15 protein-coding genes and 2 pseudogenes are annotated in these 23,027 nt (G+C 70.6%); 12 read left to right on the forward strand and 5 right to left on the reverse strand.

What is annotated here, in order from left to right:
• Nucleotides 1-4: 4 nt before the first annotated feature.
• The 4 genes from N6H00_RS08175 to N6H00_RS08190 all read left to right on the forward strand — a co-directional run bounded on the left by N6H00_RS08175 (nucleotide 5) and on the right by N6H00_RS08190 (nucleotide 5,925).
• Nucleotides 5-1,672 carry a hydantoinase B/oxoprolinase family protein gene (locus tag N6H00_RS08175; RefSeq protein ID WP_268970925.1) on the forward strand — a complete coding sequence of 556 codons (1,668 nt, stop codon included), beginning with the start codon at nucleotides 5-7 and terminating at the stop codon, nucleotides 1,670-1,672.
• A 138-nt stretch (nucleotides 1,673-1,810) separates the two neighbouring features.
• Nucleotides 1,811-3,184, forward strand: a complete 1,374-nt coding sequence (locus N6H00_RS08180) for an MFS transporter (RefSeq protein ID WP_268970926.1) — start codon at nucleotides 1,811-1,813, stop codon at nucleotides 3,182-3,184.
• A gap of 124 nt (nucleotides 3,185-3,308) precedes the next feature.
• Nucleotides 3,309-4,892, forward strand: a complete 1,584-nt coding sequence (locus N6H00_RS08185) for a gamma-glutamyltransferase (protein WP_268976874.1) — start codon at nucleotides 3,309-3,311, stop codon at nucleotides 4,890-4,892.
• A 253-nt stretch (nucleotides 4,893-5,145) separates the two neighbouring features.
• Complete coding sequence (locus N6H00_RS08190; RefSeq protein ID WP_268970927.1) at nucleotides 5,146-5,925, forward strand: hypothetical protein; 780 nt, start codon at nucleotides 5,146-5,148, stop codon at nucleotides 5,923-5,925.
• A gap of 434 nt (nucleotides 5,926-6,359) precedes the next feature.
• On the opposite strand, the gene N6H00_RS08195 is transcribed toward N6H00_RS08190, so the two are convergent.
• The 3 genes from N6H00_RS08195 to N6H00_RS08205 all read right to left on the reverse strand — a co-directional run bounded on the left by N6H00_RS08195 (nucleotide 6,360) and on the right by N6H00_RS08205 (nucleotide 10,967).
• On the reverse strand, nucleotides 6,360-6,965 hold the full coding sequence (locus N6H00_RS08195) for a lytic polysaccharide monooxygenase auxiliary activity family 9 protein (RefSeq protein WP_268976875.1): 606 nt from the start codon (nucleotides 6,963-6,965) through the stop codon (nucleotides 6,360-6,362).
• 899 nt (nucleotides 6,966-7,864) lie between these two features.
• Complete coding sequence (locus tag N6H00_RS08200) at nucleotides 7,865-10,489, reverse strand: caspase family protein (protein WP_268970928.1); 2,625 nt, start codon at nucleotides 10,487-10,489, stop codon at nucleotides 7,865-7,867.
• Nucleotides 10,490-10,508: 19 nt separating this feature from the next.
• A complete protein-coding gene (locus N6H00_RS08205; RefSeq protein ID WP_268970929.1) occupies nucleotides 10,509-10,967 on the reverse strand; it encodes an effector-associated constant component EACC1 in 459 nt (152 codons plus the stop codon).
• Between the two features lie 664 nt (nucleotides 10,968-11,631).
• Between N6H00_RS08205 and N6H00_RS40435 the strand changes: the two genes are divergently transcribed.
• The 3 genes and pseudogenes from N6H00_RS40435 to N6H00_RS40120 form a co-directional block, all read left to right on the forward strand.
• Nucleotides 11,632-11,943, forward strand: coding sequence for an HNH endonuclease family protein (locus N6H00_RS40435; RefSeq protein WP_443072911.1), 312 nt, complete (start codon nucleotides 11,632-11,634; stop codon nucleotides 11,941-11,943).
• Between the two features lie 147 nt (nucleotides 11,944-12,090).
• Nucleotides 12,091-12,288, forward strand: a pseudogene (locus tag N6H00_RS40440) (hypothetical protein); the annotation flags it as partial.
• Nucleotides 12,289-12,452: 164 nt separating this feature from the next.
• A pseudogene (locus N6H00_RS40120) lies at nucleotides 12,453-13,190 on the forward strand (integrase); the annotation flags it as partial.
• A gap of 614 nt (nucleotides 13,191-13,804) precedes the next feature.
• Here N6H00_RS40120 and N6H00_RS08230 read toward each other — a convergent pair.
• On the reverse strand, nucleotides 13,805-14,806 hold the full coding sequence (locus N6H00_RS08230; protein WP_268970932.1) for a LacI family DNA-binding transcriptional regulator: 1,002 nt from the start codon (nucleotides 14,804-14,806) through the stop codon (nucleotides 13,805-13,807).
• Nucleotides 14,807-15,009: 203 nt separating this feature from the next.
• On the opposite strand from N6H00_RS08230, the gene hisD reads away from it, so the two are divergent.
• Entirely contained in the window at nucleotides 15,010-16,329 is a 1,320-nt protein-coding gene (gene hisD, locus N6H00_RS08235; protein WP_268970933.1) for a histidinol dehydrogenase, read from the forward strand.
• A 461-nt stretch (nucleotides 16,330-16,790) separates the two neighbouring features.
• Here the strand turns inward: hisD and N6H00_RS08240 are convergent, their stop codons facing one another.
• Complete coding sequence (locus N6H00_RS08240) at nucleotides 16,791-17,870, reverse strand: LacI family DNA-binding transcriptional regulator (RefSeq protein ID WP_329618524.1); 1,080 nt, start codon at nucleotides 17,868-17,870, stop codon at nucleotides 16,791-16,793.
• Nucleotides 17,871-18,037: 167 nt separating this feature from the next.
• On the opposite strand from N6H00_RS08240, the gene N6H00_RS08245 reads away from it, so the two are divergent.
• The 4 genes from N6H00_RS08245 (at nucleotide 18,038) to N6H00_RS08260 (ending at nucleotide 22,998) form a co-directional block, all read left to right on the forward strand.
• Complete coding sequence (locus N6H00_RS08245; protein WP_268970934.1) at nucleotides 18,038-19,366, forward strand: extracellular solute-binding protein; 1,329 nt, start codon at nucleotides 18,038-18,040, stop codon at nucleotides 19,364-19,366.
• Nucleotides 19,363-20,355, forward strand: a complete 993-nt coding sequence (locus N6H00_RS08250) for a carbohydrate ABC transporter permease (protein WP_268970935.1) — start codon at nucleotides 19,363-19,365, stop codon at nucleotides 20,353-20,355. Before N6H00_RS08245 ends, N6H00_RS08250 begins: the two co-directional genes overlap by 4 nt.
• The gene (locus N6H00_RS08255) at nucleotides 20,352-21,200 is read left to right on the forward strand and encodes a carbohydrate ABC transporter permease (RefSeq protein ID WP_268970936.1); all 849 of its coding nucleotides are present in this window, start codon (nucleotides 20,352-20,354) and stop codon (nucleotides 21,198-21,200) included. Before N6H00_RS08250 ends, N6H00_RS08255 begins: the two co-directional genes overlap by 4 nt.
• A gap of 106 nt (nucleotides 21,201-21,306) precedes the next feature.
• Nucleotides 21,307-22,998, forward strand: coding sequence for a glycoside hydrolase family 13 protein (locus N6H00_RS08260; protein ID WP_268970937.1), 1,692 nt, complete (start codon nucleotides 21,307-21,309; stop codon nucleotides 22,996-22,998).
• Nucleotides 22,999-23,027: the final 29 nt, after the last annotated feature.

Raw genomic sequence — 23,027 nt, forward strand, 5'->3', positions numbered from 1 at the left:
CCAATTGAACGCCACCGCCAAGAGCACCACCTCGCCGGACCCCGTACTGGTAGAAGTCATGGGCTCGGCCCTGTCCTCCATCGTCGAGGAGATGGGCGAGACCCTGGTGCGCGCCGCCTACTCCAGCAACATCAAAGAGCGCCGGGACTGCACCGCCGGCCTGTTCGACGCCGAGGGCCGCATGCTGGCCCAAGCCGAGCAGGCCTCCCCGGTCCACCTGGGCTCGCTGATCGGAGTCGTCTCCGCCGTGCTGGAGCGCTTCCCCGTCGAGGAGATCCGCCCCGGCGACACCTTCATCAGCAACGACCCCTACTCAGGCGGCGGCTCCCACCTGCCCGACATGGTGCTGATCACGCCGGTGTTCGTGGGCGGCCTGCTGACCGCCTGGGCCGCCAACCTGGCCCACCACGCCGACTTCGGCGACCGGGGCCACGCCCACATCTTCCAAGAGGGCCTGCGCATCCCGCCGGTGCGGTTCGCCCGCGACGGCCGGATCCAGGAGGACGTCTTCCAGCTGATCCTCACCAACTGCCAGGTACCGGCCGAGCGGCGCGCCGACTTCCGCGCCCAGCTCGCCGCCAACCGGCTGGCGACCTCCCGGTACACCGAGCTGGCCGACCGCTACGGCCGCGACACCATGATCGCCACAGCGGCAGCCCTGCTCGACTACACCGAACGCCGCACCCGCGCCGCGATCGCCGAGGTGCCCGACGGCACCTACACCTTCCGCGACAGGTTCGACTGCCCCGAGCTGGACGACGAGCTCGAGCTGCGGCTGAAGGTCACCGTCGCCGGCGACGAGCTGCACTTCGACTTCGCCGGCAACCCCGGCCAGGTCCGCGCCTCGGTGAACATGGTGTGGACGGCCCTGTACGCCACCGTCTACTACGCGGTCAAGACGCTGGTCGACCCGGACATCCCGTCCAACGCCGGCCTGCACCGCCCGATCCGCGTCGACGCGCCGCTCGGCTCCATCGTCAACTGCGTCGAGCCCGCCGCCGTCAACGGCCGCACCGAGACCTGCCAGCGCGTCGTCGACCTGGTCCACGGCGCCCTGGCGCCGGCCGTGCCCGAGCGGGTGACCGCCGCGGCCAATGGCGCCAACACCGGCGTGCACTTCTCCGGGCAGGACTCCCGCACCGGGAAGTACTTCGTCTACCTGGAGACCATCGGCGGCGGCTCGGGCGCCCGCGCGACCAAGGACGGGCTGGACGGCGTACAGGTACACGTCACCAACACCTCCAACCTGCCGGTGGAGTCGCTGGAGAGCGAGTACCCGCTGGTCGTCGAGGCGTACGAGCTGGTCGAGGACTCCGGCGGCGCGGGCCGGCACCGCGGCGGCATGGGCATCCGCCGCACCGTACGGGTCGAGGAGTGCGACGTGCAGTTCTGGCTGGACACCAGTCGGCAGACGTCCCGGCCGTGGGGCCTGTTCGGCGGCCGGCCGGGCAGCAGTGCCCGCGTCGAACTCAGCGACGGCGCCCGGCCGGTCGTGCACGGCCATACCGTGCTGCAGCCCGGCGACCGGGTGAGCATCGTCACCGCCGGCGCCGGCGGCTACGGCGACCCGGCCGAGCGTTCGCCCCAGCAGGTGCGGCGCGACATCCGCGAGCAGGTGATCTCCCCCGAGCGGGCGCGCGAGCACTACGGCGCGGCCGCCGAAGACGCCTGACGCCGCCCCGAGAACGCCTCACCACCGCACCGCCGCCCGCCCCGGCCCGCCGCCGGCCGGGCGGCGCCCCGCCCCGCCCCCCTGACCGAGACCGCACGCCCCTCTTCTTCTGCTTCCCACCACGAAAGGAGGTGTCCGGTGAGCCACGCAGCAGCACCGTCCACCGGTGACTCCGCCGACACCCCCGCCCCCGGACCCGTCCCCGGTCCCCGCGGCCCCCGGCCGACCGCCGTCCCGTGGCGCCGGATCCTGTGGTCCGCCATGCTCGGCAACGCCGTCGAATGGTATGACAACGCCCTTTACGGCATCCTCGCGGTGGTCATCGCCCAGCAGTTCTTCGCCGGCGGCTCCACCACGGCCCTGATCTCCACCTATCTGGGCCTGATCCTGTCCTACGCGGTCCGTCCGATCGGCGGCACCCTCATGGGGCGCGTCGGGGACATCAAGGGCCGCAAGTACGTCCTGACCCTGACCATCGCGCTGATGTCGATCGGGACCGTGGCCATCGGCCTGCTGCCCACCTACTCGGCCATCGGCGTCGCCGCGCCGGCCCTGCTCGCCCTGTGCCGGGTGGTCCAGGGCGTCGGCGCCAGCGGCGAGTACACCGCGGCCGCCGACTTCCTGCTGGAGCACGGCGACAAACGCGGACGCAACTACCTCTCCGGATGGTGTGTGGGCTCGACCTCGATCGGTCCGCTGCTCGCATCGGCCATCGCCTACGTGATGATCCTGGCCGTCCCGGAACACGACTTCAACGCCTGGGGCTGGCGGGTGCTGTTCCTCCTGGCGGCACCGCTGTCCCTGGTGACCCTCTACATCCGCAGGCACGTCACCGAGACCCCGGAATTCCGGCAGGTGATGGAGCAGGCCAAGGCCGAGACCGTCAAGCAGTCACCGTTCCGCGAGGCGGTGCGCGGGTACTGGCGGGACATGCTCCGGGCGATCGGGCTGGGCGCCGGGCAGCGGGTCGGCTCCTTCGTGATCCAGAGCTACTTCGTCACCGCGCTCGTCCAGAACGGCTTCGGCGAGGACCAGGCGCTGCTGGCCGCGATCCTCACCTACGTCGTCGGCGCGCCGGCGGCGATCTGGGGCGGCCTGATGGCCGACCGGCACGGCGGCCGGCGCCTGCTGGTGGCGGGCTACTCGGTGTTCGTGCTCCTCACCGTGCCGACCTTCCTCGCCATCGAGTCGGGTTCGGTGGTCCTCGCCTTCGTTGCGGTGGTGGTCTTCACCGTGATCAACAACATCGTCGGCGGACCGCTGACCACCGCCTACGTCATGAGCTTCCCGGCGCATGTGCGCGGCACGGCCTCGGCCCTCAACTACAACGTCGGCACCACGCTCCTCGGCGGCACCGCACCGCTGCTCGCCGCCTGGCTGCACGGGCTCACCGGCACCGACGTCTCCTTCGGCTGGTACATGACCTTCTTCTGCCTGCTGTCCGCGCTGGTCGCCGGCTTCGCCCTGCCGAAGTCCGTCGACGAAGCGCGCAAGCTCCCGGCCACCGCCTAGCAGCTCCACGGAGCCGGTGCCGGGCGAGAGGGCGCCCGGCACCGGCTCCGTCCGGCCGCACACACGCGACACACGCGACACACGCGACGCGACAAACACGATAAAAGGACCTTCATTGGATACCGTGACACCGGCCCGCTACGGGCGCAAACCCCTCGTCACCGGCACCTCGGGCTTGGTGGTGACCTCGCACCCGATCGCGGTCCGGGCCGCGGCCGACGTGCTGCGCGAGGGCGGGAACGCCTGCGACGCGGCGCTCACCGCGGCAGCCGCGCAGCTCGTGGTGGAACCGCACATGACGTCGCTCACCGGCGGCCTGAGCATGCTGCACCACCATGCGGCCACCGGCACCACCGTGTACCTCAACGGCAACGTCAACGCACCGCTGGCGCCGCTGCCCGACTTCACCGGGGCCGACCTGACGCGCGGCCGGGGCGTCCCGGTGCCCGGCTGGTGGCCGGCCTTCGACGAGGCCCGCCGCCGGTTCGGCAGCCTGCCCGCCCGGCGCCTGCTCGCCCCGGCGATCGCGGTCGCGCGGGAGGGCTTCGAGGTCAACCCCTTCCTGTTCGGGGTGATGTACGGCCAGCAGGCCAACCTGGGCTCCTGCGAACAGATGCGCGACGTCTTCTTCCCCCACGGGCACCTGGCGATGCCCGGCCAGGTCATCCGGCAGGAGCAGGCCGCCCGCACCCTGGAACGGCTGCGCGACGAAGGCATGGACTACTACCTGGGCGACTTCTCCCGCGCCTTCTGCGAAACCGTCCAGTCCGACGGCGGGGTCATCACGCCGAAAGACTTCGAGGAGTACCAGGTGCTCCTGCAGGAACCGGTCAGGGGCACCTACCGGGGCGCCGAAGTGGTCGCCTCCGCGCCGCCGGACGATGGCGGCGCGCAGCTCGTCGAAGCCCTCAACATGCTGGAGACGCTGGACGTGGCGCGGCTGGGGCCGCCCTCCGCCTCACCCGAGTGCCTGAAGCTTCTGCTCCAGGTGCACAACACGGTGTACTACGCACCGCCCCGGCAGCACGGCCGTGAGCAGGACGGCGAGCGGCTCGCACTGCTTGGGTCCAAACAGTACGCCCGCACCAGGATGGCGCTGCTGTCCTCCCGGCCGCCACTCGACGCCCCGCCGCCGAGTCCCGGAACCATCCACGTCTCCGTAGTGGACCGTAACGGCAACATCGCCTCGGTGACCCACTCCCACATGGCCTCCGGCTGGGTCAACGGGCTGTTCTGCGAGGGCTTCCAGCTCTCCGGCGGCGGCTCCTTCTTCCAACGGGTGATGCCGCAGCCAGGCGAGCGGGCCTGCGTCTACCTCGCCCCGAACATCATCTTCCGAAACGGCAGCCCGGTGGTGGTCTCCGGATCGCCGTCCGTGTCGCTGGTCTCCTGCGTGCTGCAGAACCTGGTGAACATCCTGGACTTCGGCATGACGATCGAGGAATCCGTGCAGGCGCCGCGGTTCGGCGCCCGTCCGCACTCCCCCGAACGCGGCTGGGAACCGGGCAACCTGCTGGAAGCCGGCTTCGCTCCACAGGTCCTGCGGGAGGTGTGCGCGTGGGCGGCACGGGAGCGGTTGTGGACCCGGGTGACCAACCCCTGGTACGCGCTCACCGGAAACTTCGAAGGCATCACCCTGGACCCCGCCACGGGCACGATGGCTGCCTGCGCGGACCCCCGCCGGGTAGGCGCGGCCGAGGCCGCATAACCACCAGGACCGCCCCCGGACCACCGAGCAGGAGCCCCGGCCCTCGGTCACCAGGCCGAGGTACAGGTGGTACAGCGGCCGTCCCCATCGGGGTGCGCACGCCGTGGAGTCGGTCCCGGGCAGGTCCGGCACACCGGCCAGTTGAGGCAGGCGTGACCGGGTGACGCCTCGACGGAGGATGGGGGAAGAGAGCGGGTCTGCCTGGTGAAGTATGGGCCTTTGATAACTCCGACAGCAGGGAGCGTTCCTTCCGATGACCACACAGCCCGCACGTCCTGAGCGCAGCGGTCCCGGGACCGCCTCGGTCATGGATGTCTCGCCGTTCAAGCCTTCTCTCGTCAAGGCGGTGTTCAGGGACGTGACCTCGATGCACGTCTCTCGGTCGGCCGCGTGGGCCGCCGCGTCGGTGACGCGGACAGTGCTGACGGAGATCATCGACGGCGCGAGGAGAGCGGCGGCAGCGGAGGCCCGGAAGAAGCTGATTCCCGGGGACCTTCTCTCGGCGATCGACCGGAACGTCGAGCTCGAGGTGGGGACCAAGTGGTACGACCACAGCCCGACGTTTCAAGGCCTGACCGGTGTCCTGTACGACGCCGAGGGTGTCATCGTGCCTTCTCGTAAGCGCAGCAGGTCGCGCAAACCCAGTGCTGTGGTGGGCGCCCACAGGTTCGAGGCTGGGGTCAAGAAGCTGCTGCGAAGCCAGGGGGCGACGGCCGTCCCAGCGATGGTCCGCGACCTGGACGGAATCGCGAGCGTGTTCCTGACGGACCTCGCCCGGGACGCGGCCATGGTCGTCCGCGAGGGCGGGGTCAAACGTTTCGGTACGGTCACCCCAGTGATGTCGGGCGAACCGGCCCCACCCCCGTTCCTCAAGGATTCCCACCGGGCCCTGTCCACCCGCAGGGGGGACGGGCGGACCATCGGCAGGGATGACATCCTGGCCGCCACCACGATTCAGTTGTTCGGCGGCAACCTCAGGCAGCGAGCCCTCACCGAAGCACGCGAGGCGACACAGAACACTTCGGCCGGCTGAGCGAGTGCGACCAACATCGCCTGAAGGGTGTCAATATTCCGATCAGGCTGCTGAGCTGGGCGTTTCCTGTAGACGGTGAGGCAGCTGTGGTGACGTGGTGTGGTACTCGTTGAGCAGTCCGCCAAGTACCTGGCGGCGCCTGACCGCGGCAGCGGTGCGCTTGCCGAGAACGTCATCCGCCCTGGTCAGAGGGATGCACCCGGACTGGCGGTCGTCGTGCGGGTGCCGATACATCATCCACGCAGGTCGGGAGCCTGATCAGGGATCTTCGGTTCTCCTCGACATTCGATCGGGCGCGTTCACACCAGGAGCGAAGGGAGCCCCGTCGGGGCAGGGTGACCAAATGGGTCCCCTGCCCCGACGGAGCTCGGCCGGCCGGGCGGCGGGTTACCGGCGCCCGGCAGAGACCGGTGGCGTGTGCGGCGCTTCTCTGCTCAGCCGAAGTTCACGTCGCTGCACCACATGTAGGCCTGGTCGGTGTGCGAGGCCTGCCAGATCACGAACAGGATGTGGTGCCCGGTGTAGCCGGAGGTGCTGACGTTGAACGTGTAGTCCGTCGCCGGGCCGAAGCGGCCGGTCTGCGTGATGAAGTCGAGGTTGCCCCAGCCCAGGGTCTGGGTCTTGGGGTCGAAGCCCTGCTTGCTCACGTAGGCCGTGAAGTAGTCGGCACCGTGGGACGCCTGGTCGTGCACGTGGACCGAGAAGTTGTTGCCGACGGTGGTCGTCTTCCACTGCCCGGGCTTGTCCAGACTGGCGTTCCTCGAGAGGTTGTTGCTGCAGAGCGTCCCGTTGGGGGTCTGCGACTGGAACTGGCCACCGAGGCCGTCGCGGAGCGCGCTCATCCAGTTCCACATGGTGTCGGGGTTGGCCTGGAAGGCCTGCCAACACATGGGGTCTTCGGTCTGCATGGCCGGGTTCATGTGGTCGTTACCCCACCTTTCCCAGCAGTGGTACGCGCGGGAGGCGGGGCCGACGACGGAGCCGTGAGCCTGGGCGGGGGCCGACCAGGTCAGTGCGCCGACAACCACGGCGAACAGCATGGCGAGCGCCTGGAGAGGCCGGCGGAGGGCCGACCGGGAACGCCCGGTTAATGGGCTCTGTTTGCGCATGTGGGGGGGAACTCCTTCCAGTTGAAAGGACCATGGGAGCGCTCCCAACGTACGACTTCTGAGTGAAATGTCAATGAAACCAACGGAGTTGATTACAGGGGTGGGCGGCGATCAGGGAATCTGTCGTGAGCCGGGAGTCACGGGAGGCTTCGGCGACTTCGGTGGCACGACAGTCAGAACCCTTCCCGAAACCGGAAAGCGAGGGTGCGGCCTGCCTGCGTTCCGCGTGATGCGGAGCTCAGAGAGCCACGACACTGCGGGTGCCGATGCATCATCCACGCAGGTTGGGAGCCTGATCACGGATCTTCGGTTCTCCTCGACATTCGCCCAAGTGTCTTCACCTGCGCAGGGCCCCGGCGACATTATGATCTGTCGTGCTGCTGCGCCTGGCCTACCTCGCCGCGACCAACTCCCTAGCATTCCTACGCCTCCTGCCGATGAGCGACAGACAGAAGGACGTCGAGATCCTCGTACTCCGGCCACCAACTGCTGATCCTGCAGCGTCAGGTCGGCAAGCCGACCCTCACCGACAGCGACCGGTCCACACTCTGACCGGAGCGCGCCTGTACGTCTTCGCCGTCATCGTGACCCGGGCTCGGTCGCGTAGCCGCGGAGGCGGATGCGCATGCACGCGATACCGGGCCCAACGAGCCTGCTGCCCGCCGGCCACTGCGGAGTGGGGGCGACTGGCCCTCCCAAGCGAAGGCCCGTCTCCGGCCAGTAGGGCGGCTTCCAGCGCGTGAACAGCTGGTCGGGACCCAGCGTGATCCCAATAGGAGCCCTCTCCAGGCGTGCATGGTCAACCCGCAGCCTGGAGAGGGATGTCGGGCTTACAGCCGCGCCTCCGCGATCGCCGCCAGGGCACTCGCCCGATAATAGGCGTCGGTGATGTTTCGGGCGATGCGTTCGGCCTGATCGGTGTCAGCAGGGGCCAGCGCCAGGGCTAGATCATGTACGGCGATGGCCTTATACAGGTCATCGGTGATGCTTTCCGCTGTCCGTCTGGCGCGGTCGGCGTAAGCCGGTCTGCGTTTGACGAGTTCGGCCTGTAGACCCGCGATGGACCACAGCACGGCGGCACGCTCTTCGTCCCGGGGGAGCTGGCGCACGATGCGTTCGGCTTCGCGCGCACAGCCCACCGCGCGGTCGGGTTCGCTCCCGACCAGCGCTTCCCCGGTAGCGACCAGGACCCTGGCCATGGCGTCCAGATGAAACCTTCTGTTCTCGTCCGGGAGGCTACGCATGAGGCGTTCGGACTTACGGACAAACCTGTCCACCCGGTCGGGGTCCGTGCCGGCGATGGCATTCCCGGCGTCGACCAGCGCCCCCACGACAGTATTCAGCGCATGCGTCCGATCCCGCTCGGGGAGGCGCTGGGCGAAGGACTCGGACTCGCCGAGCAGTTCATCCGCCCGGCGTGGGTCGGCTCTGGCCAGGTGTTGGCCGGCCAGAGCCAGCACGCTCACGGCCTCCCGCAACGTCTGCTTTTCCGTCAGGTCGTTGTCCAGCGTTCGAACGATGGCCATCGCTTCGTGGGCGAGGGTCGCCGCCTGCTCGGCGTCAAGCGGGGCGAGACCCATCCCGACACGGGGAAGGGCACGCGCGACGTTGTGGTCGAGGAGGCGCTGCTTCCGGCCGGGGAGCTGGGGTGCGATGGTCTGGACCTCGCGGATGAGCCCGACCGCCCGATGGGGGTCTGTTTCGGCCAGGTAGCCCGCGACATCGGCCAGCGTCCGGCCGACGTCGGTCAGCCGGTCGCCCAGCGCTTGGTCGGCGAAGCCGTTTACGGCATTTCGTACCCTCGTCATGAGGTCGATGACACGGTTGGGGATAGTCCTGGCCGCCCAGCAAACGCGTGACAGGGCGCCGGTGAGTTCGCTCAGCGCCTCCCCCCTCTCGTGAAGGCCGATCTTCCGGACGGTCTGCTCGGCCTCCTCCAGGAGTTCCACCGCCTGGTGGTAATGTCTCGAATCGGCCAAATCCCGCGCGATCTTGACCAGCTCCACCACCCTCCACCGCGGGTCGTTATTGGCTCTGACTTCACCGGCCCGACGCAAGCCCTCTGGCGAGCGGCGCGAGTCCTCCTCGAACCGCTCCCTCTGCCGAATGGCTTTTTCGAGGTGCTCGGAGTCGTCCTTGAGGCGCTGACGCCATTCCGGCTCGTCGTCGAGCACGGAGAACGACAGGCTTCTCAACCGGTCCGCCTTGTACCGCGTGTCGGGGAGGCTGTGCAGGGCTTCCTCCGCCTTCTCCAGGAGCCAGGTCGCCCGGTCACGGTCTGTCGCGGTTACCGCCGTTGCCAGCCGGGCCAGCCCGAAAACCTTCGCATCGATGTCTGTTATGCCCTGAATGATCCCTTCGGCCTCGTCCACGAGGTGCTGTGCACGTGGCGGATCGAGAGCGACCAGGCAGGTGGCGGCTGCTGTGAGAAGGCGTGCACGCTGGGAGAGGTCGGTGATTTCGTGGCCGGCCTGTATGACCTCGTCGGCCAGCTGTCTGGCCTTGTCGGGGTCGACCGTGACCGTCGCGGCCGCGATCCTGGCCAGTAGGCCCATGCTGGTGGAGCGGTCCGGGATAGCGCGGGCGGCGTGTTCTGCGGCGTCCCGTGCCACGAGGTGGGCGGCTGATGGGCCGGGATCCGGATCGGGAGCGGCGCCCTGCTCCCCGTGATCGTGGGGGGCGCGGTTGAGGAAGTGAATGTGGCGAGTGGCGTTGTTCTGCGCGAACAGCTGTGGTTCCGGACTGTCGCGGCCGCGCATGCGGTCGCGAATTCTGAGCCAGACATGCTCCAGGCTGATCGCGGGCCCGACTCCGGTGATGCCCGCTTCCAGCGTGGTGATCAGCTCACCCGTGAACTCGGGCAACGGGGCCCCAGGACGCACGAACGAACGGCTCTGCGGTGGCGCCGAGGTCAGCACACAGTCCCCGTAGCCGTTCTCGTCCGACCCGTGCCGCCCCCCGTCGTCCCCATCGGTGGCGTTTGCGTGGGCGTGTTCGTCGAGGGCGGCGGCCAGGTCGTCACGGGTCGGGGCCGTGGGGTGGGACATGCCGCCGGCGATGCCGCTGTAGCAGCAGTCCAGGATGGTGACGCGGTGCTTGGCTCGGTGGCCGGCTTGCCTGATCAGGTCGCGGAGTTGGCGATAGGGCAGGGTGCCGATCTGGGGGTAGTCGGGGTCGGCGTCGACCAGCGCCAGATGAAGGCGTTCGCCCGGATCCCGCAGTCCATGCCCGGCGAAGTACACCACCAACGTGTCCTCCGCGGCCAGCGCGGCGTCCCTGACCGTCGTCAGAATCCGCTCCTGCGTGGTATCGGTGCCAAGGATGGTGACGTGCTCGTGCGGGAGTCCCCAGATCAACGGGTCGCGGAGCAGTCGGGCCAGATGGCCCGCGCCCGTGGCCGCCGCCGGCATGGCAGCCAGGTCGGCGTGCGTGTAGTCACCGATCCCGACCAGCACCGCACGGCTCCTGCGTGGATCAGGAAGCGCCACTTGCCGTCCCTTCGGTGTCGTTCCCGGTACGTTGCCCGTCGCTGTCCCCGCTCCCCGGGCCCGCGTGGCCGGTCAAGGTGCCGTCAGCGCTGCCCACCGTGGTGCCCAGGAGACGAGCGAGGCGGGCGACGTCCTCCGCGCCGCCGTCCTCGATCACCACGCGCACACCGTTGTGCTCGACCACCATCCGCGCGCCGGGCCGCTGGCGCGGCGGAAGGGAGGCGCGGAAGTTCAGGTGGGAGTAGATCAGACTGGCGGTGGAGAATCCGGTGCTCAAGGTCAGGCCGATCCACTCCAGGAGATCCCCCGACATCCCGCCGTCGGCCGTGCCCGAGCGTTCGCGGGTCATCGTGACGTACCGGCCCACGGTCCGGTCCCTTGCGATCCAGTCCGCGAAGCGACCGGTCAGGTCCCCACCACCGCTGCCCACGCTCTCCCTGGTCAACCCGTTGTCTCCGATGCGTACGCGCACACGCCCCCCCCAAATACAGTCCTGGCGAAACGGCATCACCAGACCGTCGCCCGCAGTGAGTTCCATTCTTGCCCCAACCGCCTGTGAGCTGACACTCCCGCGCTCAACTGGCCAACAGAAATGCTCAGTCACACATGAGGCCGGGCGGGAAGGCCTCCAGTCGATATCCTCGCGGACCCGACGGCGGCTGGAGCCCCGCTGCCGCGTATCCACTATGGGGTGACAGCCCCCGGGAGAAGAACGTTCGCTCCAGCGGGGCAGGCCACGGTGACGGCCATGATGATGCGTCGCTGGGCCGCTGCGGCGGCACCGCCATGCTGACAACCGCCGGCCTCATGGGTTCCGCTCCCTCCAGCTGGGCCACACCGAGCACTCCGTCGTCCGTCACCGTTCCCGTACCAGCGGCGGAGCTCCCGGAGCCCCCGACGGCTGAAGAGGTCCGGGCGGAACTGCAAGAACTGACCGTCGCACCCGAAGAGGACGTCCCCGGATAGAGCCGGGGGAAATCCCCCATTGGGTCATCCAGCACGGCACCTGCGACACCCGCGAGGTCGTCCTCCAGCGCGACGGCGGAGGCGTCACCCAGGACAGCCAGTGCCGTGCGACCTCGGGGCACTGGGTCTCGCCTTACGACGGCGTGCCGGCCGACGCGGCGGCCCAGTTCGACATCGACCACGTCGTGCCACTGAAGGAGGCGTGGAGGTCCGGCGCGGCGGCCTGGACCACGCAGGACCGCCGGGCGTTCGCGAACGACCTCACCCACTCCCAGCTCGTGGCCGTCTCCAATCGCTCCAAGGCCGAGAAGGACCCCGCCAACTGGCAGCCCCCGCTGGCCGACTACCGCTGCACCTACAGCCGCGCCTGGATCTCGGTCAAACACGCCTACGGTTTGACCGTGGACCCGGCAGAGCGCTCGGCCCTGGACGGCATGCTCGCCACCTGCGCCTGACAGCCAGTTCCCGGCGCGCCGACAGGCCGGCCCGCCGGTGCCCGGATGAGCACCGGCTGCTCTTTCTCCCCCGACGCGAACGCGGAGTGTCCTGTCACGCGGCCGGGTCCGCGTGCCACGACGGTCAGCTTCGCTGCCGGATTGCGGGACCGGCCGCGCTCGCGGATGAGCATGTACCGCACCGTGCTGGCCGAAGGGCGGCACGATGACCTGATCGCCCTGCTGAACCGGGACCTCCTGATCGCCCAGTGGCCCGTCCTGCGCACGCTGATCAGCCGCGCCATCCGCGACGTACGGGAAGAAACTTTCCCCGAGCCGGCTTCGGCTCGCCCGGCAGCCGCGGCGTCAACCTCAGCGACCTTCACCGCCGGCTCCTCTCCGACGTTGCGCTTGCCGAGAATGTCATCCGCCCTGGTCAGAGGGATGCACCCGGACTGGCGGTCGTCGGCCTCGTCGCTCGAGTCGGTGCTCTCGCGTAGCCTGGAGCCGGCGCGTCATGATGATCGACCGTGCTGCTGCGACTGGCCTACCTGGGCGTGAGCAACGCGTTCGCGCTGCTGCGTCTGCTGCCGATGAGCGACCGCGACAAGAATGCGGAGATTCTGGCCCTCCGCCATCAGATCACGGTGCTCCAACGCCAACTCGGCGGTGATCGAGCACGGTTCGCTCCGGGCGACCGGGCGTTCCTGGCGGCGCTGCTGCACCGGCTGCCATTGCCGGTTCTGCGGCGGGTGCGGCTGCTCGTGCGTCCTGGCACGGTACTGCGCTGGCATCGCGACCTCGCCAGGCGCCGTCATGCCGTCTCATCTCGGCCCAAGTGACCCGGTCGGCCTCGTACCGTGCGGTCGATCCGGATTCTGGTGCTGCGTCTGGCGAGGGAGAATCCAAGCTGGGGCTACAGGCGCCTGCATGGCGAGCTGCTCATGCTGGGAGTGAAGGTGGCCGCGTCGACCGTCTGGAAAATCCTGAAGGATGCCGGCATCGATCCGGCGCCCGGCCGGAGCTCCAGCACGTGGGCCGACTTCCTGCGTTCCCCAGCCGACGCCCTCCTGGCCTGCGACTTCCTTGAGGCGGTCACCCTCACCGGCGCGCGGATGTACGTACTCGCGGTGATCGAACACAGCAGTCGCCGCATCCGGGTCCTGGGCACCACCGCACACCCGACCACAACATGGGTAACCCAAGCGGCGAAGAACCTGGTCATGGATCTCGAGGACGTAGGCTGCCGGGCACGATTCATGATCCGACAGTCCCCATCAAGCACCTGGCAGCCCTACGCTCCCGCATCAGCGGCGGGTTCGCCTCTGGGCGCGCGGTCGGCCACCTCATCTTCGGGGCCGGTGCCCACCGCTGCCCCGGTGCGCCACTGGCTCGTATCGAGGCCGAGATCCACCCTGCGGCGGCCGTTCGAGACGTTCCCCGGCCTGGCGCTCGTGGACCGGCCCGTCTCCCGCGTACCGTCCCTGGGCATGATCGGCCACCAGGAGCTGCCGGTCGTGCTGCGCCCCGCGTGACCTGACCGCACGGCGGCCACCGGGGCGGTCGGCCGCACGCCTCGGGGTCAGGGGCGGCCGGTGAGGACCGGGGGTCTGCCGGCTCCGCCACCGGGACAGGTTGCCGGCCGTCCCGCCCGGAACCCTGGCCGGCGTGTGCCGCGGCCGGGTGAGACGTTCCCGCCCCGCCTGCGGCCGAACGGCCGCCGCACCGCACCCCGCGCTCAACGGCCGCCCCGCAGCCGGGCCGGACCGGGTTCCGCCGCGCCTTCCAGGTGAACGGCCCCCGCACCGCGTCGGGGCCCGGCAGCAGCGCGCCACGACCGGGTTGCCCGGTCCGCCCCCGCGCGGGCGGGACCGGCGCGCGGTCAGGAGGCGGGCGTATGGGCTGTCGACCGCCGGACCACCAGCTCGGCCGGGAACTCGCGGCGCCGGGCGGGCAGCGTACGGTCGTCGAGCCGCTCGATGAGCATGCGGACGGCCATCCGCGCCATGTCGGTTATCGGCTGCCGCACGGTGGTCAGGCCGTACGCCTCCCACGCGGCCATGGCGATGTCGTCGTACCCGACCACCCAGACGTCCTCGGGTACCCGCCGCCCCAGGGAGATCGCGCCGTCGACGGCACCGAGGGCGGTGAGGTCGTTGGCGCAGAAGACGGCGGACGGCGGGTGCGGGCGGTCGAGCAGTTCCCGCATCGCCGTACGCGCGGTGTCGTGCGAGAAGTCCCCCGGGAGCACCAGTTCCGGCGCGAGCGGGTGTCCCAGTTCGTCGAGCGTCTCGCGGAAGCCCTGCTCCCGGTGGCGTGCGGTGCTGGCCGACTGCGGACCCCGCAGGAACCCGATGCGCTGGTGTCCGGCCCGTACCAGGTACCGGGCGGCGAGCCGCCCTCCGGCGACGTTGTCGGCGGTCACCTGGTCGCAGCCGATGCCGTCAAGACCCCGGTGCAGCAGCACCACGGGCTCACCGCGCTGCAGCGCCTCCTCCAGCGGTTTGGACACCTCGGTGACCGTCGTGAACAGCAGCCCGTCGACCGCTCCTTCGCGGATCGCCTCCAGGGCGCTGGCCTCGCTCGGACCGGTGGAGTTCCACAGGGTCATCCGGTGTCCCGCGCGGTCGAGTTCGTCGCTGACCGCTTCCAGGAGCTGCGGGTAGAAGGGGTTGGTGATGTCCGCGACGACCACGCCGACCGTGCCGGCGCGCCGGGTGCGCATGGCCCTGGCGGCCGCGTTCGGGTGGTAGCCGGACTGCTTCATGGCGGCCAGGACGCGTTCCCTGGTCGCGGGGGAGACCTTGGCGCTGCCCTGCAGCACCCGGGAGACGGTCGCCTGTGACACTCCGGCGAGGCGGGCCACGTCCTGACTGGTGACCACAGCGCCTCCGTCGTGCCGGATCGCCGGGGCCGGACCCGAGCCCCGGATGTTTACGTAGTCATCATAGCCGTGCGGGGCCCGGAACCGGGCCGGGGCGGTACGGAAAAGATCTTCCGAAGGATGTTTACGTATTCACGACCGGAGCGTACGGTCCATGAATACGTAACCACGCGCCCCGCAGGCGCCGAGAGATTGGCTTCGCCATGGTCCTGACCCTGAAGGCACCCGCCGCCGCGAAGAACACGCCCGGCAGCAGCAGCCCGGAGGTCACCGACGTCGTCGCCGGGATCATTTCCGACATCCGCTCCCGCGGCGACGCGGCCGTCCGCACCTACTCCGCCCGCTTCGACCGCTGGGAGCCGGAGTCCTTCCGGCTGACCGAGGCGGAGATCGAGGAGATCGTCGCCCGTGTCCCCGAGCAGGTGCTGGAGGACATCCGCTTCGTCCAGCGCCAGGTGCGGACCTTCGCCGAGCGGCAGCTGGCCTCCCTGGGCGAGTTCGAGATGGAGACACTGCCCGGTGTGACGCTGGGACAGAAGCACATCCCGGTCGCGGCGGCCGGCGCCTACGTGCCCGGCGGCCGGTACCCGCTGCTGGCCTCGGCGCACATGACCATCGTGACCGCCAAGACCGCGGGGGTGCCCAGGGTCGTGGCCTGCACGCCGCCCATCCGGGGCGAGGTGCCCGAGGCCACGATCGCGGCCATGCACCTCGCCGGTGCCGATGAGATCCACCTGGTGGGCGGGGTGCAGGCGGTCGCCGCCATGGCCCTGGGCACCGAGCGCATCAGCAAGGTCGACCTGCTCGCCGGGCCGGGCAACGCCTACGTGGCCGAGGCCAAGCGGCAGCTGTTCGGCGAGGTGGGCATCGACCTGTTCGCCGGGCCGACCGAGACCCTGGTGGTCGCCGACGAGCACGCCGACCCGTTCGTCGCGGCGGTGGACCTGCTCAGCCAGGCCGAGCACGGACCCGACTCCCCGGCGGTGCTGATCACCACCTCCGAGCGGACGGGCCGCGAGGTCATCGCGCACATCGAGGAGATCCTGCCCGGCCTGCCGACCCACGACCTGGCCGGTCCCGCCTGGCGGGACCACGGGGAGGTCCATGTCGTCGACAACCTCGACGCAGCCTACGAGCTGGCCGACACCTACGCCAGCGAGCACGTCCAGATCCTCACGGCCGAGCCCCGCAAGGCTCTGGACGCCATGCGGAACTTCGGCGCGCTGTTCCTGGGCGAGGGGACCTGCGTCTCCTACGGGGACAAGGTGATCGGCACCAACCATGTGCTGCCCACCCGCGGCGCGGCCCGCTACACCGGCGGGCTGTGGGTCGGCAAGTACCTCAAGACGGTCACCTACCAGCAGATCACCGACCCGGCGTCGAGCGCGCTGCTCGGCGAGGTGTGCGGCCGGGCGGCACGCACCGAGCTCTTCGAGGGGCACGCCCGCTCCGGTGACGTCCGGGCGGCCAAGTACGCGGGGCGGCCCCTGACCTGGGCCCCCGGCCACGGCACCGGCGCCTGATCCACTCCATCGGCATCCGCCCGGAAGAGCAGGAGGCGACATGCTTCACGATCTACGGGACCGCTGCCGCCCTGGTCATCAACCGGCTGTTCTTTCCCCAGGTCAGCTCGGCCGCCGGGATCATGGCCGCCTTCGCGACCTTCGCGGCCGGTTTCCTGGCCCGCCCGCTGGGCGGGTTCGCGGCCGGGCGCTACGGGGACAAGGTCAGCCGCAAGGCCACCCTCGTGGTGACCCTGACCCCGATGGGATCGGCCACGGCCCTGATCGGTGTGCTGCCGACCCACGCCGGGTCGCACAGCGGCCGCAGGCACCCGCCTGCGGGGACGGTGGCGCGGACGCCCCAACGGCGTCCCAGCACCTCGGGGTTGGCGTGCTGGGGCGGGGAGAGGCGGGCGAGGTCCTCGTTCCGGAGGCCGTGTTCCTGTGCCGCCCCGGCCCCCGTCACCGCGCTCCGGCGCGCCTCACGCCCTGCGTTCCCGAGCGTCCTCCCCGTCGCCGTGCCGCGGGTGCGGGACCGGCGCCGGGCCCGTGCTGCCCCGCGGGACGAGTTCCACCGGCAGGACCACGTGCCGCTCCCGATGCGCCTCGGGGTCCTGGATGACGCGGTGGGCCAGCTCCGCCGCCGCCTCGCCGAGCCGGCGGGCCGGCTGGGCCATGGTGGACAGGTCCCACGGCTCGGCCATCGCGTGACCGTCGAAGCCGAGGATCGACATGCGTTGCGGTACCGGGACGTTGACGCCGCGCAACACCGTGAGGAGACGGAAGGCGATGTCGTCCGTCTCGGCGAAGATCGCGGTGGGGGGTTCCGGGAGGCTGAGCAGCCGTCCCACCGCCGCTTCCAGGCTCGGACCCTGCCAGTGGGCGACCTGGCGGACGAGGTCGTCGTCGTGGTCGATGCCCGCCTCCGCCAGGGCCGTGCGGTACCCGTCGAGGCGGGCCCTGCTGCTCCAGGCGAAACCGGAGGCGTCCGCGGGTTCGAGGTAGGCGATGCGCCGGTGGCCGAGGTTGAGCAGGTAGCGGGTGCCGCGCTGGGCGGCTTCCACGTCGTCCACGTAGACGCCGGCCCGGCCCTGTTCGTGCTGGCTGACGAAGATCAGGGGCATACCCAGGTCGTCCAGGCGCGCTCGTTCCTCGGGGGAGAGCGCGAAGCTGACGACCAGCAGGGCGTCGGCGTTGCGGCGGGCGGGCAGGCGGTCGAAGAACTGGGCGCGTTGCTCGGCGGTGGTGACGCTGTAGACCAGCATGTCCAGGCCGGCCGCGTTGAGGGCGGGGGCCATGCCGGCGAGCGCCGCGCCCAGGAACCAGGAGTCGAGGTTGGGTACGAGCACGGCGACCCGGTCCGTGCGTCCCGTGACCAGGCTGGACGCGCTGCGTGAGATCGCGAAGGACAGTTCGCGCGCCGCCTTCTCCACCCGCGCCCGGGTCTCGGGGGACACCGTCGACAGACCGCGCAGGGTGCGGGAGACGGTCGAGGGCGAGACTCCGGCCCTCTGGGCGACGTCCGCCAACGTGGCGCCCTTGTCTGCGACTTCACCGGCCATGCCGGGGACGCTAACACAACGGTCCGTGCACCGGGACAAGCGGGGTGACAGCGCTGTCACGGCAAATCCTCGCGGTAGTTGAGCCGCTGTGACCATTGACACCCTACCGTGCGATCCCTACGGTGCTAGCGCTGTCATCCGACAGTCCGAGAGGGGAGGAGCACGCCATGTCCCTGCACCGCAGAGCGCTGCTGACGGGCGCCTTGAGCGCCGCCGCGGCGGGTCTGCTGTCCGGATGCGGAGGAAAGGACCTCGACGACCTGCTGGCGCAGGCCGCGACCGTTCCCCGGAAGCCGACCCGGCTGACCTGGTGGGTCTCCGAGATCCCCGCACGGCGGGGCGCCGTCGTCGCGGATCTGATCATCCGTGCCTTCGAGCGGCGGCACCCCCACATCCGCGTCTCGAAGATCAACGCGCTGTCCACCTCGGACGGCAACCGCAGCGCCATCGCCACCCAACTCGCCGGCGGCTCACCCCAGCCCGACGTGTACCTGGGCGACACGACGTGGCCCGCGCAGTTCGGCCACTCCGCGCTCGCGCTGCCGGTGGAGACGCTGCTCCCGGGCGACTTCTGGGACGCCTACCCGGCGGCCCTGCGCAGCAGTTCCACGTACCGGGGCAGGGTCTACGCGGTGCCGTTCTTCACCGACAGCACCTACCTCTTCTACCGCAAGGACCTGCTGGCCAAGCACGGGCTGCGGGTTCCCGGCAGCTGGGAGGAGCTGCTGGACACCTCCCGCACGGTGCAACGGGCCGGTGACACCGAGGCCGGGTTCCTGTGGCAGGCGGCGGTGACCGAGTCGCTGACGGCCAACGTCACCGAGTTCCTCGCCGACGCGGGCGCCACCGTCCTGGACGAGCGGGGCGGGGCCGCACTGGGCGGGCCGGCGGCGGAGCGGGCGTTCTCGCTGATGGCCGAGTTCACCGCCCGCGGGGTCACGCCCCGCACCGTGGCCACGTACCAGGAGTCGAACGCGCAGGACGCCTTCGTCAACGGGCGCGGGCTGTTCCTGCGCAACTGGTCGTACGCCTGGGTCAACGCGAGCACCCCCGCGCTCTCCCGCGTCGCCGGGAAGGTCGGGACCGCGTTGCGTCCGGGCTTCGAGGGCACCGGCCGCTCCGGTATCTCCTGCGCGGGCGGCTGGAGCAACTTCATCAACCCCAGTTCCCGGGCGCTGGGCGCCGCCATGGCGTTCGCCCGGTTCTGCGCCGGGGAGGAGGTGCAGCGCCTCCTGGCCCGGGAAGCCGGTGTGATCCCCGCGATGACCTCCGTGCTCGACGGCCGGGAGGCGCGCGCCACCGGCGACCCGACGGTCTTGCGCGCCCCCGATCTGCGACTTGTCGCCCGGCCCGTGCAGACCCCGTACTACCCGCAGGTCAGCAAGGCGATGTACACGCCGGCGAACGCGGTCGTGCGCGGTGACCTCTCCCCCGCGGCCGGTGTCCGCGCCGCACGCGAGGGGCTGCGTACGGCCCTGGAAGGAAAGGCGCTGTGAGTTCCGTACTCCAGACCAGGACGGCGGGAACGCCGTCGAACAGCGAGGGGGACGGCGCACCCGCCGGGGCCTCGCGGCGGCCCCCGCAGGGCCCGGGTTCCACCGCTCGCCGGCGCGCTCGCACCGGGTGGCTGTTCACCTCCCCCGCGCTCCTGGTCGTCGCCGCGGTGACGATCTTCCCCGTGGTCTTCTCGGTGGTGCTGTCGTTCAGCGAGGTCCGGCTCGAGTACGGCGGCCTGCGGCTCGGCTCGCCCACCCTGGCCCACTACGAGGCGTTGCTGACGCACTCGGAGTGGTACCAGGCCCTCGCGTTCACCCTGGGCTTCACGGTCGTCTCGGTCTTCGTCGAGCTGGTTCTCGGGACGCTCACGGCGCTCGTCCTGGAACGGCTCGGCGCCGCCCGCGGCTGGATCCTCTCCCTGCTCCTGCTGCCCTGGGCGCTGATCAACGTGATCGCGGCTCAGCTGTGGGCGTACCTGTTCAACGGGACCTACGGAGCGGTGAGCTGGCTGTGCGAGGAGCTGTTCGGTACCCAGCCCGACATCCTGGGACAGCCGGTGCCCGCGATGGCGGCGATGGTCGCCGTCGACGTGTGGAAGACGACTCCGTTCGTCGCCATCGTCGTTCTCGCCGGGCTGATGCTCATCCCAGGTGACGTCTATGAGGCCGCCGAGATCGACGGCGCCAACGGGTGGACCACGTTCTGGAGGGTCACGCTGCCGCAGCTGCGGCCGATCGTGGCCATCGCGGTCCTGTTCCGCATCCTCCAGGCGTTCGGCATCTTCGACCTGCCGTTCGTGCTGACCCAGGGCGGACCCGGCACGGCCACCCAGTCGGTGGCGATCCTCGGGTACCGGATCCTCTTCCAGAACCTCGACTTCGGAGGCGGTGCCGCGGTCGCGGTCACCACCGCCGTCATCGTCATGGGCTGCTGTCTGTTGTTCCTGCGTGTCTTCCGCGCCCACGTCGACGAGGGAGGCCGAGCATGAGCCGCCGTGTCCCGCGCACGGGTGTGCGCCGTTACGTCAATGTCGTCAACCTCGGCGGGCTGCTGATCGCCGTGTGCGCCGCGCTGCCGCTGTTCTGGATGGCGTCCGCCTCCCTGAAGGGGCCCGGCGAGATCAGCGCCACGCCGCCCTCCCTGCTGCCGGACCACCCCACGCTCGGCAATTACCGGACCGCGTTCGTCCGAAACGGCATCGGCCACTACTTCCTCAACAGCGTCGTCGTGGCGTGTCTGTCCACCGTGCTGATCCTGTCCCTGGCGTTCTTCGCCGGATACGCCCTCGCCCGGATGCCGCTGCGCGGGCGCGGGGCCGTGATGACCGCGCTGCTGATGCTGTCGGTCTTCCCGCCGATCGCCCTGCTCGTCCCGCTGTTCCTGATGGAACGCCAGGCCGGGCTGCTGGGCAGCTATCCGGGCCTGATCATCCCGTACGTGGCGTTGAACCTGCCGTTCGCGATCTGGATCATGCGCAACTACCTCAGCGGCATACCGGGCGAGCTGGAGGAGGCCGCCGTCGTCGACGGCGCCGGCCCGCTGCGCACCGCGGTGACGGTGATCCTGCCACTGGCCCGGCCGGGGCTGTTCACGGCCGGTGTGTTCTCCTTCACCGCGACCTGGTCGGAGTTCCTGCTCGCGCTCACCTTCAACGGCTCCGACGACCGCCGGACCGTCTCCGTCGGCATCGCGCTGTTCACCAGCCAGTACCAGGTCCCCTACGGCGTGATCTTCGCCGGGGCGATGGTGGCCACCGTGCCGATCGCGCTCCTGGTGCTGATCTTCCGCCGGTCGGTCGTCTCCGGCATGACCACCGGCGCCGTGAAGGGCTGAGCGGCTCCGCACGCGCCCCGTTCCCGCGGGACGGCCGACCCGGCCGTCCCGCCACCTGTCCGCACACCCGCACCCGACCCTGGGCACGCGCCCGAGAGGTTCACAGATGCCCCACCGCGACTCCCCCGCCCCTTCCCCGCACGACGCGGACTGGTGGCGGCAGGCCGTCGTCTACCAGATCTACCCTCGCAGTTTCGCCGACTCAGGCGGTGACGGCATCGGTGACATCCCCGGCGTCACCTCGCGACTGCCCTACCTCGCCGACCTCGGCGTGGACGCCGTCTGGCTGAGCCCGTTCTACCCCTCCCAGCTCGCCGACGGCGGCTACGACGTCGCCGACTACCGCGACGTCGACCCCCGGCTCGGCACCCTCGACGACTTCGACGAGATGGTCGCGACGGCCCGCCGGCTCGGCCTGAAGATCATGGTCGACATCGTCCCCAACCACTCCTCCGACCAGCACGTCTGGTTCCAGGAGGCGCTCGCGGCCCCGCCCGGCTCGGCCGCCCGCGAGCGCTACGTCTTCCGCGACGGCCGGGGGGAGAACGGGGAACTGCCGCCCACCGACTGGCCGTCCAGCTTCGGCGGCCCCGCCTGGACCCGGGTGCCGGACGGCCAGTGGTACCTGCACCTGTACGCACCCCAGCAGCCCGACTTCAACTGGGACAACCCCGAGGTCCGCGAGGACTTCCACCACACCCTGCGGTTCTGGTCCGACCGGGGCGTCGCCGGTTTCCGCGTCGACGTCGCGCACGGCCTCGCCAAGGACCTGCGCGCACCGCTGCGCGACCTCGGCGAGCAGCGGGACTACCAGCCCGGCTCGCTGCCGGACGACGGCAGCCATCCGCTGTGGGACCGCAACGCGGTGCACGAGATCTACCGCGGCTGGCGGCAGGTCTTCAACGCGTACGACCCGCCGCGCTTCGCCGTCGCCGAGGCCTGGGTGCGTGCCTCACGGCGCACGGCCTACGCCTCCGCGGACGGGCTGGGCCAGGCGTTCAACTTCGATTTCCTCGGCGCCCGGCTCGACGCCGCCGAGCTGCACACCATCATCGACTCCGCGCTCGCCGACGCCCGCACCGCGGGTGCGACCAGCACCTGGGTGCTCTCCAACCACGACGTGGTGCGTCACGTCTCGCGCTACGCCCTGCCCGGCGACTGCACCAAGCGCGACATCGAGGCGTGGCTGCTCACCGACGGCCGGGAACCGGCCCCGGACCTGCCCACGGGGATGCGCAAGGCGCGCGCGGCGGCGCTGCTGATGCTGGCGCTGCCCGGGTCCGCGTACCTCTACCAGGGCGAGGAGCTGGGGCTGCCCGAGGTCGCCGACCTGGACCGTGCGGACCTGCGGGACCCGATGTGGCTACGCAGCGGCGGACGCGTCAAGGGCCGCGACGGCTGCCGGGTGCCGCTGCCATGGACCCGCGAGGGCAGCAGCTTCGGGTTCGGCCCCGGCGGCTCGTGGCTGCCGCAGCCCGCCGACTGGGGCCGGTACGCGGCGGACGCGCAGAGCGGCGACAAGGGGTCCTTCCTGGAGCTGTACCGCGAGGCCCTGCGGCTGCGCCGCGCCCTGGTCACGGACGAGGAGCTGGAGTGGGCCGGCTCCCCGGAGCGGATCCGGCAGGGGCTGCTGCACTTCGCCCGCGCCGGCGGCTGGCACACCGTCAGCAACCTCTCCGAGGAGCCCGTCCCGCTGCCGCGGGGTGAGGTCCTGCTCGCCTCCGGCCCGCTGACCGGTGACGAGCTCCCGCCGTGGACCACCGCTTGGCTGCGGACCGGGTCCGTCTCCGGCCGCTGAGGGGCGGTGTCCGGCGCCTCGCGTGGTGA

Origin of the sequence: Streptomyces sp. S465 (assembly GCF_026898115.1) — a bacterium.
Lineage (GTDB): Bacteria > Actinomycetota > Actinomycetes > Streptomycetales > Streptomycetaceae > Streptomyces > Streptomyces luomodiensis.